Origin of the sequence: Candidatus Arsenophonus triatominarum (genome assembly GCF_001640365.1) — a bacterium.
Classification (GTDB): Bacteria; Pseudomonadota; Gammaproteobacteria; order Enterobacterales; family Enterobacteriaceae; genus Arsenophonus; species Arsenophonus triatominarum.
On record NZ_LWMI01000055.1, the window covers coordinates 1 to 13,283 of the forward strand.

Sequence of the window (13,283 nt, forward strand, 5' to 3'; positions counted from 1 at the left end):
TCTTTCACGTTAATACCTTAATTCGTTTCATTACGGAGAAAATATTTTTTATGTCTAAATTATTGTTATTGAAATACCGTTGTCCGTCAAGATGCTTCGGGCGTTATTGTCTGAATGATTTACACCGTGTGGCAAGTTGCACAAGGTAAGCAACTGAGTCTCAGCGGCCATCTGCTTTTATTAAAAGTAAAGGTATTTCTAAAGTAATAAAAATCTTAGGTAAAATTCAGTACAAATAATGCATGGTGGTATTGAATCAGGAATTTGGGCTGTAGAAACATTAGCTATCCGTTACGCTACGTGGCTCAAAAAAGAAACAATTATAGAAAAAAAATAGAGCAACAACCGCTTGTAATTATAACGTAATAACTCATCAACAAGAGTTACCGATAAGATTAATGCGGGACTTATATTACTGGATTTTGCAAAAACAGAGCTGAAGCTCAAGCCTTCTGAAAATAATTAACGCGACAAATAAATTGGTCAGTACATAGCATAGAAAATATTCTACGATAACCAATTCCCACGATTGCTAAGCGTGATGGTGAACGGGATTACAGCAGCATAGTAAAACATTGACATTTTAAATACCCATTGACGAAAGAAGAAATCATGCGCTATATTCTATATTAAGTGCTGAACACACCTTTTGATATAGCGGATACCGCTCCCGAAAGTAATGCGGTTTTTTTACGTCCATAGATTGTTATGGTCGGGTAGCGAACAGTATATACAACACCCTATTGGGGAAAACTGTTGGCCGTCTATATCCGGTGTTCAAGTACCCGACCGCCCATCCGAACAATGGGTGATATTGAACAATTGATATAGGATGTAAAAATGAATACTCAACTCAGATCATTTTATTTTAACAATATCTACGATGTGCGTGTACAGATTATTAATTCTGAACCATGGTTCTGCCTTAATGATGTTTGTAAAGCTTTGACAGTCATAAACTCAAGTGATTTGCTTTCAAAACAGTTAGATAAAGCTGGGTAGAAAAAATCTACCTTAGGTCAGATGGGCAGAGACGGCAATTTGCCTTTGTAAACGAACCTAATCTTTATCGTGTTATTTTCCGTAGCAATAAGCTGGAAGCAAAACAATTTCAAGATTGGGTATTTAATGAAGTTTTACCGTCTATCCGAAAAACTGGCAAATATGAGCATCCTCAGCCCAGACCCGAAGCACCAGAACTCTTAAATGATAACGATACTCGCAATTTGGCTCATCTTGTCTGGAGCATGGCGAATGGATTTAGATTTGAGAGGGCATGGACGCAAGGTATCTGGTATGCGCTACGTCATGCGACAGGAATCGTATCGCCTCAGCACTTCGAGGTTAATCAAATCGCAATAATTGCAGAAGAATGCCGACGGATTTACGGCATTACTGACACGCTCAAATCAGCTATCTTCGATGCTGAAAAACAAGCCATTCGTCGTCTACTCCGCCATAAGGAAAATGTCGAGATCGTCCTTCGTGAAATGCAGCAACTGTTAGAAGCCAGTACTCACGAACATGATAGCGTCATGACACAATCCCTTGAAAAATGGCAACAAGCGAACGTTAATCGCTTCCTCCAACGTAACTAAATAATCTTAACGCCCCTTTTTACAGGGGCAATCATTCATCAATTTAACTATTGAAGGATACCCTTATGCAAAATTTAATAAATATCGAAACAAAAAACATTAACGGCGGATTAATCCAAACTGTTAATGCCCGTGATTTACATGCGTTTTTAGAGATTAAATCCAGATTTAATGACTGGATAAAAAATCGGATTAGAGAATATAACTTCATAGAAAACTTAGATTTTATAACGCTTACTAAAAATTTAGTAGGCGGTGGCTCAAGAGTTGACTATCACATTTCACTCGATATGGCAAAAGAGCTATCAATGGTTGAGCGCAATGAAAAAGGTAAACAGGCCAGACAGTACTTCATTGAATGCGAAAGACGAATTTTACAATCACAATTACCCAATAACCCAACAACTTTAGGCTTACCTAATTTCCTTGACCCTGCTGAATCAGCCATTGCATGGGCTGAGCAGCATAAAAAAGTTCAACTGTTAGGGGTACAGGTTCAACAGCTTGAAACCGAAATCGATAGCCTAAAAAACCTGTTTCAGATTGGTATGACACCTGTTCAATTCTGCAAGCAGCTTAATGGCGTAAATATTAACCAGGTCAACCTTTTTCTGGAATCGCGTCATTTTCTCTACGATGCAGAAAAGGATATCAGCAAGGCTCATGTCTGGCGTGTTCATTCTTATGCGAGAGATACCTATCTAACCGAATCACCCTTCATCATGACAAACGATTACGGGAAACGCCAGTGTTATAAAATCGTTCTGCTAAAAAAGGGGCTTCATGGCTATATAACCAATACCTCAAAAGTAAGCTACCGATGAAGAAAGACTGGAACGGCGAATTCACTCACGACAAATATAGTCAGGTGGCATAAGGGGTAACGATGAACAAAGACAACATCCTGCTAGCGCTGGCAAGACAGGCAGCAAAGTTAGCGATTGATACCCAACGACAAGATATATGGCTAATCGCTTTATCACTGCAACTAAAAGCTTATGGAAAAAATCATCATGCCCCTTAAATCTGAAAAGGCGAAAAAACGCCATCTTAAAGAAAAAATTATCACTCTGCTACTGGATTCGTCCTTTTCACAAAATGAAATCGAGTTATTAGTCGCGGAGATTAAAACCAGAAAAAACAGGATGCTATTTCAGTTCGAGGAGGTCAAATGAACCCTTACGCCATGCAAGATTACTGGTACGAACAACAGCAAGAAATTGCTTATTGGGAAGACAGGCTGGACGACGAAATCAGCGAACTTGTCCAGCCTGTTTATGACTGCCTACCTTCCTCAGTGATGCGAAAACTCAGTATTGAGGATTTTGACGATATCTGGAAGGCGCTGTTTAACCATTTCAAAAATGAGAACATCCATCAGTACAAAGCACTTCAAGCACCTAAGAGGAAATATCTATGAGCGAAACACAACATACCGAAAAAGAGAGAAGTTTTCAACAACAGGTTTGGGAAACGCTGTCGGTGATTAATGTTAACGATAAAGTTGAAAAGAAAAACGGCCTTTCTTATCTCTCATGGGCTTGGGCATGGGGCGTATTAATGGCACATTACCCAGAATCCTACTATGTCATTGATGCCATTAGCTATAACAATGATGGCAGTGCGATGGTGTCGTTAACACTCACGGTTAAACAAGGAAATAATGAGTTTCCCCGAAAAATGTGGTTACCCGTTATGGATTACCGGAATCAGGCTATTTCTAACCCTAATGCCGTTGATATCAATAAAACGCTCATGCGCTGTCTCACCAAGGCTATTTCAATGTTTGGATTAGGATTTTATATCTATGCCGGAGAAGACTTGCCTGAACAGGAAAAAATTGTAATACAGAAAGAAGCCGCACAACAAAAAGCCCGTTACGAACAATTAATCCAGGAATTAGAAACATCAGCAAAAGGCGGTATTGAATCAATGAAATCCCATTGGCTGAAATTAACACCAGAAGAGACGGATATCATTGGCGAAGAAAATAAAATGGCTATTTATCGCAATATTGCAATGAAAAACGAGGCTAATCATGAAGCAGAAAACGGACGAATGGTTTCAGGCAAGACTTGGGAAAGTCACCGCCAGCAATTTACACAAGGTGTTATCCAAAGGCAGGGGAACAACGCAACGAAACTACCTCATGCAATTAGTTTGTGAAACCCTTACCGGACGACGAGAAGAAATTAAAACCAATCAGGCCATTGAACGGGGCATTGCCCTTGAACCACAAGCTAGAGCGCGATATTGCCTCAATGAGTTTGATGTCACGGTCACCGAAGTGGGCTTTATCCCCCACCCGTCTATTGCGCTATTTGGGGCAAGTCCTGATGGTTTGGTTAATGATGATGGACTTATCGAAATCAAATGCCCCAACACCACTACCCACATTGAAACCATTGTCACAGGAAAACCGAAATACGAATACCTGTTACAAATGCACGGCCAAATGATGTGCACAGGCAGAAACTGGTGCGATTTTGTCAGCTATGATGACAGACTTCCCCCTAACCTTGCCTACTACAAAATCCGGATTATCAAGGATGACAATCTGGTTAACGAAATTGAACAAGCCGTTCAAGCATTTATCGAAAAGCTGAAATCAGAAATCAACAAAATTAATCAAAAAGCGGAGGCAACATGGCAAACCACAACCAGTGTAACTTTACCGGACGCATCGGCAAATTAGAAATCCGCTATACCCAGGATAAAATTCCCATCACAGCATTCTCAATCGCTATCAGCAAATCAAGAAAAGACAACAGAGGTCAATGGATTGATGAGACCACATGGATAAATTGCAAGGCATTTAAGCAAATAGCGGAATATATCAATAATCATGCACAAAAAGGCACTTTTGTTCGTGTTACCACGGTCTATCAGGAAAATAAATGGACGGATAAATCCGGTCAGCAAAGGATATCACCCGAATTTTTAGTCAATGACGTTGAAATATTGGGCAACCAGAAGGAAAGAAAACCGCAGGAAAGTCAAAGTAGACCGAATGTGCCAACCACTAACCAGCCAAACAGTAACACAATTATCGAGCCCGATTTTGATGATTCTATCCCCTTTTAGTCACAGGAGACCCACCATGTGGATTTTAATTTTAGCCATGTACACTAATTATATCGGAGGTTAAGCAATGAAACTTCACATCATCAAATGATTAATCACGACATTATTGTTTATCAGCGCAGCGTTCGCCTTCGAACTGATAGTTGGACATCTTGCACATGCCGATGCCGTCATTGACCCACAAATCAGGTTTAAACGTGGCGAATTAGGCAATATCCATTTAGGCGGGCAAGAACTACTGGTTATCGGCATCATGATAGTACCAGCACTTATGGTCTATTTGGGGGTATTCCTTGATACCTTGAAGAAATAGTTGCAAAACAAGAAGTCATTACCCCACCTAGCTTATTCCACTTAATTAATACTCATTCATCAATTAACTTTGAGGGATACTTTTATGCAAAATTTAATCAATATTGAAACAAAAAATATCAATGGCGAATTAATCCAAACGGTAAATGCTCGTGATTTACATGCGTTTTTAGGGGTAAAAAACCATTTTAAAGATTGGATAAAAGGTCGCATTGAAAAATATGGATTCATTGAAAATGAGGACTTCGTGACTTTTGCGGAAAAAACCGCAAAAGGTAGACCGTCTATAGAATATGCAATCTCTATCAACATGGCGAAAGAGTTATCCATGGTTGAGCGCAACGAAAAAGGGAAACAGGCAAGACTTTACTTTATTGAATGTGAAAGAAAAGCATTAGAAGCCGTTAGTCCGGTTAAGATATTAAATGACCCATCAGCGATGAGAGGATTGTTGCTTAATTACACCGAAAAAGTTATTGCGCTTGAACACAAAGTCGATGAGATGAAACCGCAAGTTGAAGCACTAAAACGAATCAGCTATTCAGAAGGCTCGCTTTGTATTACTGATGCGGCAAAATCACTCCAAATGAAACCCAAAGCACTTTTTTCATGGTTACAAGGACATGATTGGATTTATCGGCGTGTTGGTGGAAAAAGTTGGGTTGGCTATCAGGATAAAATCAAGCAGGATTTAATCGAGCATAAAGTGACTGTCGTTGCTAGAAATGACGGTTCGGAAAAGTTAACTGAACAGGTAAGAATTACGCCAAAAGGACTTGGAAAATTATCCGTTCTTATTAGTGAATAATACAAGCAATAAAAAGACCAGCGCAAGGCTGGCCAACACCAGGTAAAATGTTACTGTTAACAAACACACAACGTTAACAATACTACCATAAATAACCTTATAAAAATTAATGTTTTGATCAACATTTACATTTATGTAATCAATAACCGGAGTAATCCTATGAATAACATCCATGAATACCGAACAACGTTACATCATGTCAAAGCAGGGATGCAGGTTATTTATCATTGTGAGGTGATGAAAATAATTAGATTGAAGGAAAAAAAATTAACAAACAAAGGATTGATATATCAATTCGATACCGATGGAGAAAGCGGAATATTAACCGGAAATGGCGGTAATAAAATCACTGTCTTAGAAAAAATAGACGACTTACATAAAAGTAAAAGCTGGTATATTTAACAGGAGATGAAGTGAAGTATGACCTGATACTCGCAGACCCACCTTGGCAATACCAAAAAAAGCATCAAACAACGCAGCAAATAAATCCTAATACTCTACCCCACAAATTATATCCCTAACCTAACAAAAGACGAAGATAACCATTCATGGCTTCGCTATTGATTTTTGTGGGGCAATGAAGCGCCTGAAAATAGTGTGAGTTTTTAAATGAGGACATAAACGTGAATAATAATTCTATGTTCATTACAGATGAACAGATGAAAGAACTAACAGGTTACCAAAAACCATCCAAACAATGCAAAGTTTTAGAAGAAGCGGGAATCTTTTTCATTAAGCGGCCTGATGGTCGACCCAAAACGACATGGGAACATTTCAATAAACGACTTTCAAAAGCAACGGGTATTAACTTTGCTGAAAAACCAGATTTCGGAGCAATCTAAATGGCTAGAAAAAGAAAAAATCCGGCTGATAATTGGATGCCTTCAAGAGTGAGAAGAGGAAAATCAGCATTTGAGTTTTTGACTCCAGATGGAAGGACAATTCGATTATGTGATTTTTCTTTTACTCAAGCCGAGGTGTGGGTTGCATACGAAAAATTATTGCTATCATACAAAAATGAAGAAACACTTGCAGCTTTATTTAATGCATTTTTCAATTCCCCTGACTTTCTTAATTTATCAGGTGAAACGCAAAAAGATTATAGGAAATATGCCAATAAGTTAATGCCTGTGTTTGGAAAAATGTTACCTGACAATATAAAGCCAGAACACATTCGTAAGTATATGGACAAAAGAGGTCTAAAGAGTAAAACTCAGGCTAACAGAGAAAAGACATTATTGTCACGTGTTTTTGGGTGGGGCTATGAGCGAGGATTAGTCAAAATAAACCCATGTAAGGGAGTAAGGCAATTCAAAGAAAAAGCTAGAGATCGCTACATTAGCGACAAAGAATATAATGCACTTTATTCTATATCACCAATTGTAGTAAAAATTGCGATGGAGCTTGCCTATCTTTGCCTTGCTAGGCAAGCAGATATTTTATCTTTAACTTATTCTCAGCTATCTAATGACGGCATATTTATTAAGCAAGGTAAAACAGGGATCGCACAGATAAAAGCATGGACAGATCGTTTACATGCAGCCATAGAGTTAAGTCATACTTTACCTTTAGACAAAGGAATTAGCAGTATATATGTTCTGCATCAACAAAGTGGATCTGGGTACACTCGTGATGGTTTCAATAGCCGATGGAGGAAAGCAAAAGAAGAAGCCAAAATTAAATTTCCACACTTAAACTTTGATTTTACTTTTCACGATTTAAAAGCAAAAGGTGTTTCAGATCTTGATGGTTCTTTATCTGAAAAACAAACAATATCTGGTCATAAAAACATTTCTCAAACCGCAAGATACGATAGAAAAATTAATGTTGTCCCTGTTGTTGGAGGTCAGAAAAAGCAATGATTAAATCAAAAATATAGTGAAATTATATAGCGAAAATATAGTGAAACGTGATTTTAGTCACAAAAATTTACTCTTAAGAGACTAAGTTTTCACCACTTAACTTATTGATAAATAATGAAAAATTTTATGGTGCCCAGGGCGGGACTTGAACCCGCACAGCCTTAAGGCTGAGGGATTTTAAAATCATTGTTATTTACTTATTTATCAAGTAGTTACGCTCACTTTTCGCTATATAACTTATATCTACGGCCTAGAAAAATCAATTAATTACCACTAACTATATACTTAATATAGCGAAAAAATCAACGCTTAAATTCTATACCCACATCTTAAGTATTTATTAAATCTGTTTAATAAAAAGCTGAACAAAACCACCGTAACCATTCGTTTAACTACGGAGAAATTGTTATGTCTAAAATTACTCACAATTCAAAATAGTCAATTATTCGTTTAGCCGGACTTACACAAATCCACTTACATGCAACCAACAACTAATAGTTAACAACTTCCTCCAGCGCTGCTAATATGGTGCCATTAAGTGGGACTGAGTATCCCAACGATGAAATTGTCCACGGGTTTTTTGAAGCGGAAAAAAAAAGCCAAAGAGACAGGCGCGGTGCTTGAGAAACGAAGTCCATACCGATTTAGCCCGAGTCATTAAGAAAAATGCCCCTGAGCAAGTAGAGGCGTCTCCTTGCTAAAGCTGGGTTGTGATGAAATAAATAGCGTACTCAATGTACCTTATTTGTTTTCAATAACGCAACGGGATGTTAACAACTGTGAAAGAAATCGGATGAGTAAAAAATTCACCCCAACGCCCCATGATGCGGTATTTAAGCAGTTTTTAAGTGAAAAAGAGACCGCTAAAGATTTCTTTGATATCTGGCTACCGGATGAGATTAAAGCATTGTGTGATTTGGATAGCCTCAAAGTGGAATCTGGCTCATTCGTCGATAGTGAGATGAAAAGCTATCAGAGTGATATCCTGTATTCTGTCAATACCCAGCAGGGACAAGGTTATCTCTATCTGCTGATTGAGCACCAGTCAACACCGGATAAACTCATGGCTTGGCGATTAATGCGCTATAGCATGGCAGCCATGCAGAAGCATTTAGAAGCCGGACACAAAGAACTTCCTATCGTTTTTCCTATTCTGTTTTATTGTGGCGAACAAACTCCTCATCCTTACAGTACTGACTGGCTAGACTGCTTTAGTGGCAGAGATATTGCGGAAAAGATATACACCAAACCGTTTAAGCTAGTCGATGTCACCACGCTTGATGACGGTGAGATTATGCAACATAAGCGAATGGCGTTATTGGAGCTTATCCAAAAACACATTCGAAGACGGGATATGGCCGAGCTACTGAATAGTATTGTTAAACTGTTGTCGTATAATTATTATACTGATAATCAAGTTATTACTATGTTTAACTATCTAATCCAAGAAGGCAATGCTGAGCAACCAGCAAAGTTAATCAAAGAGATAGCCAGACAGACAGAGAAACATGAGGGGGCATTGATGAATATTGCACAAGGTATACGAGAAGAAGGCATACAACAAGGCATACAACAAGGCATACAACAAGGCATACAACAAGGTATACAACAAGGTATGCAACAAGGTATACAACAAGGGAAAGTTGAGGGCGAAAAACAGGCTTCCATGAAGATAGCGCGCCAACTTCTTGAGAAAGGCGTTGAAAAAGAAATCATCAAATTCTCTACAGGTCTGTCTGATGAGGAATTAAATCAGTTAACCTGACACCGGAACCTAACTCAATCATTCGAGTGTCAGATTTGGGTTCTTCTCAAAATCTGTCAATCCGGTTTTTTCGGCCAGTCAATATCGGGTGCAGCTGAAACATCCGTACGGTTCACAAAAACCCGATATTTTTTCCAGGCTATCAGTCGTTTTTTCTCGTCTTCGGTGGCCATTTCTAAATCGACTGCATCTTGAAGGGGTGCAATTTCACGAGTGGCATCATATAATTTTTGTTGTTTGATGCCTTCTAATTTTTGTCTTTCTGCTAATTTTTCAGCTTCTGCATCCTTGACCCACTTTTCACCATCCCAAACATCATATTCGCTTTGAGGGGCTAATGATGTTAAATATTCCGGTACCTTACCTAATTTTTCAAGGGTGACAGATTGACGGCTTTTCGTATCAAACAAAACCAAACCGCGATGATCTTCCTGATATTCCCATTCCTGATTTTGTTCATTAAAAACAACAGCGAAACCTTCCTTTTTGTCAATTGGTTTTTTCTCAGTATGAAAAGGCAGTATGTCATGAGTTTCATCCGTGTAAGCATCGCAAGGACCCAGCAACTCATGTGTATCACTCGTGTAGGTATAGGCTTTAAAAATTCTAAACATTTTTGATTCCTTAACTGATTCTGTACCAGCCCATTAGCGTAATAAAAGCATTCGTTATATTAATTTCGCTACTACTTCCCGTCTTTCCCGTTGTACCTGAAACAGAATGGGTGTGTGCACCGATAGTAACAGTATGTGAGTGGTTCCCCGCTTGTGATGTATTTTGAGCCCTTGGTTTCCATTGATTAGGATTACCGTCATCGCCTCTTGCATTCCATGGGTCACGTACAACGCCTGCAAAATTATGTGCATGATTACCCGTTGCATTCGTATTTTTAGTACCATAATCATAGCTACTGGTTGTTGCTGAAAAAGTGTGCCCGTGAGCGGGTAATTGGGCTTCTGTCAGCTTAATAGCATCAGCGCCTCCGGTAGTGAATACATTAGAACCATCTGCTTTTGCTAAACGAATGGTTTTATTTTCACCAATGTATTGCCATTTTGTATTTGGAAATAAGGTATTGGGATTTTTATTTTGAGCAAACCAGACAACAATCCCTACCGGATAAATTCCGTCAATACTTACGGTTTTCGCCAAGTCATAAGCGGCTTTGACGGCTTTGGGTGTGGCGGCCAGCGTTTCATCATTGCTGTCAGTGGCGCTACTTAACCGTGTGAGACCGTGTTGAGTGAGCGACGCAACGAGGATAGCAAAAATAATCTGTGAACCATCGCAACGGATAACATTTCTGCCACTGGGCAGTACAACACCAGTCCCTGACAGGGGTTTACAGGTCAGGGTGAAATTCCCCTGACAGTGATTGGTGACAGTCCAGTTTCTTATCCATGGCGGGAAAATTACGGTGGTATCAGCAATAAGATTGCCACTGAAGACCAGTTCTTCTTTTGCGGCCTGTAAGGTAGTCAAGGTTATCGTGCCGGTTTCCAGTCCGGTTATACTGGTGATGCCGTAACTATTCACGGGTACCCACCCTGTTGCGGAGGCATCCAACACTTCCGGATTGGTCGTATTCCCGTCTATTGTATTTAGCCAAAAACCGTCATTCGTGGAATTGGGCACTTTCGCCCCCGCCGGATAACCACCAATCGCCGTGGCAAAATCGGCATCAAAAGGGTAACCCGCGCCCGCATTATGCCAACGATAGCCGGTGTATAGTTCGTTAAGTGCCTGATTCATGTCACGGCCATCAGGGGGCAAGCCGCCTGCGGCTTTAATCGTCATGGTAATGGGAGGAAAACCGGCATCATAAGAAGCCTGATTACTGCCGGTTGGCGTTTTCGCCGTTAAATCACGCCGTGAACCATTCGCCCCAAAGGGCACCGGTTTACGAGCGGGCAAGTCTGTTTTTTTCATAAAATACTCCAAAAAATTCTACTGGATGATTAACGCCCCGCCGTAAAAAACATCCCCTCATTAAACGGATAGGCATCCTCGGCAAAGCCAAAGTAGGGGGCGACGACCTGATTGATATTCATCAGTACCCCAGAAGGTAACGGGGTGACCTCGCTGTTTCTCAATACCGCCAATTCAAAGGGTTCTAGGGGAAAGGCGGTGGTAATACCAATAGTCATGTCACGATAATTCACACAAAACGCCTCGCCGCGTCCCTTAAACAGAAAACGTAAGAAGCGATTGATTTCAGGAATAGTCGCAATACTGATGTTAGAAAACGCCTTGCTGAGTATCAAGGTTCGATAAGCGTTGTCCGCTAGCCGGATTTTTCTGGTTTCCTGCACACCCGCGTAATAAGGGGCATCACTGAACGGGGTGGGATAATCCGCTTTTCCTTCGTCTGCCTGCGCAAACCCAAACGCGCTGTTATCGACTTCCGCCGTGATGTAACGTGAAATGTTGACGATTTTCCCCCACATATCCAGACCAAAGCGGTTGCAGGTGGTGATATCCCACACTTCATCAAGAAACCGGTCAGTGAAATACTCCAGACTCACCGCCTGCTCGAATGTTGCGATGACAGACAGCAATTTCTGGCTGGCACTGTACTGGTTTAGCACCGTTTTTTGCCAACTCATCTTAACTCCACGTGAATGTTATCGGCTTGCAAAACGGGGACTTGCGCCACGCCTGGTGTTAACGCAGACAGCCAGTTTTTGCCGTCTTGGGATATCATCACTGATACGACACTCACCGAATAAGGCTCAATCGCAATAATCGGCGCGTAGTATTTACCCACATTCAGGGTTGCCCCTATGCCCGCACGTTGAATACCTTCTACCTCGCCATTAAACACGCGAATAACTGTTTTTTTAACTTGCTCGGTAATGTCACAGGGAGGATTGAGACTTTTATCAATGTTGACGGAAAAATAGACGCTTAATGGGGTGGCTCGCTGCCACTGCATCACATATTGCGGGTAAGGCGGCGAGTCGTTCTCTTTGTCATAAACAGTAAAGGTGGTATCCCCATTCATGTCCGCGCCAGGATTGTAATACTGGAAGATCGTCTCGGCGATATCGGTATCGTTGCCACCATTCACACAAATAAAAACGGAATGCGGTTTAACCGGATAAAGAGTCGTGCCGATAGTAACCGTCTCCCTTGTTCGGTTTGACCAGACATACGCATCCGTCACACCTTGGGTTTCCAGTAGGGCCGCTTTCATCGCACCATCGGTATTACGACCGTTGCGCGCCACTGATTGGCGGCGGCGTGTTTCAAAGGCAATGCGGGATTCTACCTGTGACCCGACACGGGCCGGTGTGTCATTGGTGATGGCGTCCCACCCTGAAACAGAGCTAAAAATTTGCGTTAATTCCCCCGTGGCGCAGGCGATGGGGCCATGCGTCGTGTTCTGGAAGGGGATTTTTACCGTGCCGCTGGCAGGGATGGTTGCTTCGCTCACTGAACGCCACAAATAACCGGCCTTATCCTGGGCGGTACTGCCTGCTGGGATACGGGTGCCGACTTTGCCCGTGCAGGTGGCCATGACAACGCTACCCTGACCAGGAATACGATTGAGAAAATAGATGCGCCCTATTCCATCCTGAAAGCGCCCGCTCGCAAAATCGGGGTTAATCTGGTTGAACAGGCATAATAATTTGTCGTAGACCTGCGCCAGTATTTCGGTCTCACTCTGGGCTATCTGTCCTTGGGGGGCGCTCAGTGATTGACTGGCATTGCCGCCCAATATACCGACAAAATCCGTCAGCCGTCCGGCGAGCACGTCCGCGATATCCGGCACCGACACCCCGTTTTCGGTTATCGTGACATCGGGTACCGCGGTTTTCACTGTGGTCATAATAATCACCTCCAATCGGTTA

17 protein-coding genes and 2 pseudogenes are annotated in these 13,283 nt (G+C 41.2%); 15 read left to right on the forward strand and 4 right to left on the reverse strand.

What is annotated here, in order from left to right; translation table 11 throughout:
- Positions 1 to 840: 840 nt before the first annotated feature.
- The 15 genes and pseudogenes from AYJ55_RS36505 (at position 841) to AYJ55_RS21960 (ending at position 9,429) form a co-directional block, all read left to right on the forward strand.
- Positions 841 to 1,002 carry a BRO family protein gene (locus AYJ55_RS36505; protein WP_162505817.1) on the forward strand — a complete coding sequence of 54 codons (162 nt, stop codon included), beginning with the start codon at positions 841 to 843 and terminating at the stop codon, positions 1,000 to 1,002.
- Between the two features lie 5 nt (positions 1,003 to 1,007).
- Positions 1,008 to 1,130: pseudogene (locus AYJ55_RS36510) on the forward strand (BRO family protein); the annotation flags it as partial.
- A 96-nt stretch (positions 1,131 to 1,226) separates the two neighbouring features.
- Positions 1,227 to 1,598 (forward strand): hypothetical protein, encoded by a 372-nt coding sequence (locus AYJ55_RS33985; RefSeq protein ID WP_245677525.1) that lies wholly within the window; start codon positions 1,227 to 1,229, stop codon positions 1,596 to 1,598.
- Between the two features lie 65 nt (positions 1,599 to 1,663).
- On the forward strand, positions 1,664 to 2,422 hold the full coding sequence (locus tag AYJ55_RS31225) for an antA/AntB antirepressor family protein (RefSeq protein WP_187153359.1): 759 nt from the start codon (positions 1,664 to 1,666) through the stop codon (positions 2,420 to 2,422).
- Positions 2,423 to 2,484: 62 nt separating this feature from the next.
- The gene (locus AYJ55_RS31230) at positions 2,485 to 2,622 is read left to right on the forward strand and encodes a hypothetical protein (RefSeq protein ID WP_187153132.1); all 138 of its coding nucleotides are present in this window, start codon (positions 2,485 to 2,487) and stop codon (positions 2,620 to 2,622) included.
- Between the two features lie 147 nt (positions 2,623 to 2,769).
- A complete protein-coding gene (locus AYJ55_RS21920) occupies positions 2,770 to 3,018 on the forward strand; it encodes a hypothetical protein (RefSeq protein ID WP_063657401.1) in 249 nt (82 codons plus the stop codon).
- Positions 3,015 to 3,473: pseudogene (locus tag AYJ55_RS33990) on the forward strand (Sak single strand annealing protein); the annotation flags it as partial. The gene AYJ55_RS21920 and the pseudogene AYJ55_RS33990, both read left to right, overlap by 4 nt.
- Positions 3,474 to 3,636: 163 nt before the next feature.
- Positions 3,637 to 4,293 (forward strand): lambda exonuclease family protein, encoded by a 657-nt coding sequence (locus tag AYJ55_RS21925; protein WP_063657403.1) that lies wholly within the window; start codon positions 3,637 to 3,639, stop codon positions 4,291 to 4,293.
- Positions 4,245 to 4,682 carry a single-stranded DNA-binding protein gene (locus AYJ55_RS21930; RefSeq protein ID WP_063657917.1) on the forward strand — a complete coding sequence of 146 codons (438 nt, stop codon included), beginning with the start codon at positions 4,245 to 4,247 and terminating at the stop codon, positions 4,680 to 4,682. Before AYJ55_RS21925 ends, AYJ55_RS21930 begins: the two co-directional genes overlap by 49 nt.
- 106 nt (positions 4,683 to 4,788) lie before the next feature.
- Positions 4,789 to 4,995: a hypothetical protein gene (locus AYJ55_RS21935; RefSeq protein ID WP_063657919.1), complete on the forward strand. Its 207-nt coding sequence runs from the start codon at positions 4,789 to 4,791 to the stop codon at positions 4,993 to 4,995.
- Between the two features lie 84 nt (positions 4,996 to 5,079).
- A complete protein-coding gene (locus AYJ55_RS21940; RefSeq protein ID WP_063657921.1) occupies positions 5,080 to 5,802 on the forward strand; it encodes an antA/AntB antirepressor family protein in 723 nt (240 codons plus the stop codon).
- Between the two features lie 234 nt (positions 5,803 to 6,036).
- Positions 6,037 to 6,204 carry a hypothetical protein gene (locus AYJ55_RS31235; RefSeq protein WP_187153273.1) on the forward strand — a complete coding sequence of 56 codons (168 nt, stop codon included), beginning with the start codon at positions 6,037 to 6,039 and terminating at the stop codon, positions 6,202 to 6,204.
- A gap of 236 nt (positions 6,205 to 6,440) precedes the next feature.
- Positions 6,441 to 6,644 (forward strand): DUF4224 domain-containing protein, encoded by a 204-nt coding sequence (locus AYJ55_RS21950; protein ID WP_063657415.1) that lies wholly within the window; start codon positions 6,441 to 6,443, stop codon positions 6,642 to 6,644.
- Positions 6,645 to 7,664 carry a tyrosine-type recombinase/integrase gene (locus AYJ55_RS21955; protein WP_063657408.1) on the forward strand — a complete coding sequence of 340 codons (1,020 nt, stop codon included), beginning with the start codon at positions 6,645 to 6,647 and terminating at the stop codon, positions 7,662 to 7,664.
- 793 nt (positions 7,665 to 8,457) lie between these two features.
- Positions 8,458 to 9,429 carry an Rpn family recombination-promoting nuclease/putative transposase gene (locus tag AYJ55_RS21960; protein ID WP_063655250.1) on the forward strand — a complete coding sequence of 324 codons (972 nt, stop codon included), beginning with the start codon at positions 8,458 to 8,460 and terminating at the stop codon, positions 9,427 to 9,429.
- Between the two features lie 56 nt (positions 9,430 to 9,485).
- Here AYJ55_RS21960 and AYJ55_RS21965 read toward each other — a convergent pair whose 3' ends face one another.
- The 4 genes from AYJ55_RS21965 to AYJ55_RS21980 form a co-directional block, all read right to left on the reverse strand.
- Positions 9,486 to 10,043 carry a tail fiber assembly protein gene (locus tag AYJ55_RS21965; protein WP_063655168.1) on the reverse strand — a complete coding sequence of 186 codons (558 nt, stop codon included), beginning with the start codon at positions 10,041 to 10,043 and terminating at the stop codon, positions 9,486 to 9,488.
- Between the two features lie 10 nt (positions 10,044 to 10,053).
- Positions 10,054 to 11,358 carry a phage tail protein gene (locus AYJ55_RS30065; protein WP_162505732.1) on the reverse strand — a complete coding sequence of 435 codons (1,305 nt, stop codon included), beginning with the start codon at positions 11,356 to 11,358 and terminating at the stop codon, positions 10,054 to 10,056.
- Between the two features lie 29 nt (positions 11,359 to 11,387).
- Positions 11,388 to 12,035, reverse strand: a complete 648-nt coding sequence (locus AYJ55_RS21975; protein WP_063656255.1) for a baseplate wedge 1 family protein — start codon at positions 12,033 to 12,035, stop codon at positions 11,388 to 11,390.
- Positions 12,032 to 13,283, reverse strand: a 1,252-nt coding sequence (locus tag AYJ55_RS21980) for a baseplate J/gp47 family protein (protein ID WP_245677526.1), incomplete at its 5' end; no start/stop codon positions are given. The genes AYJ55_RS21975 and AYJ55_RS21980, both read right to left, overlap by 4 nt.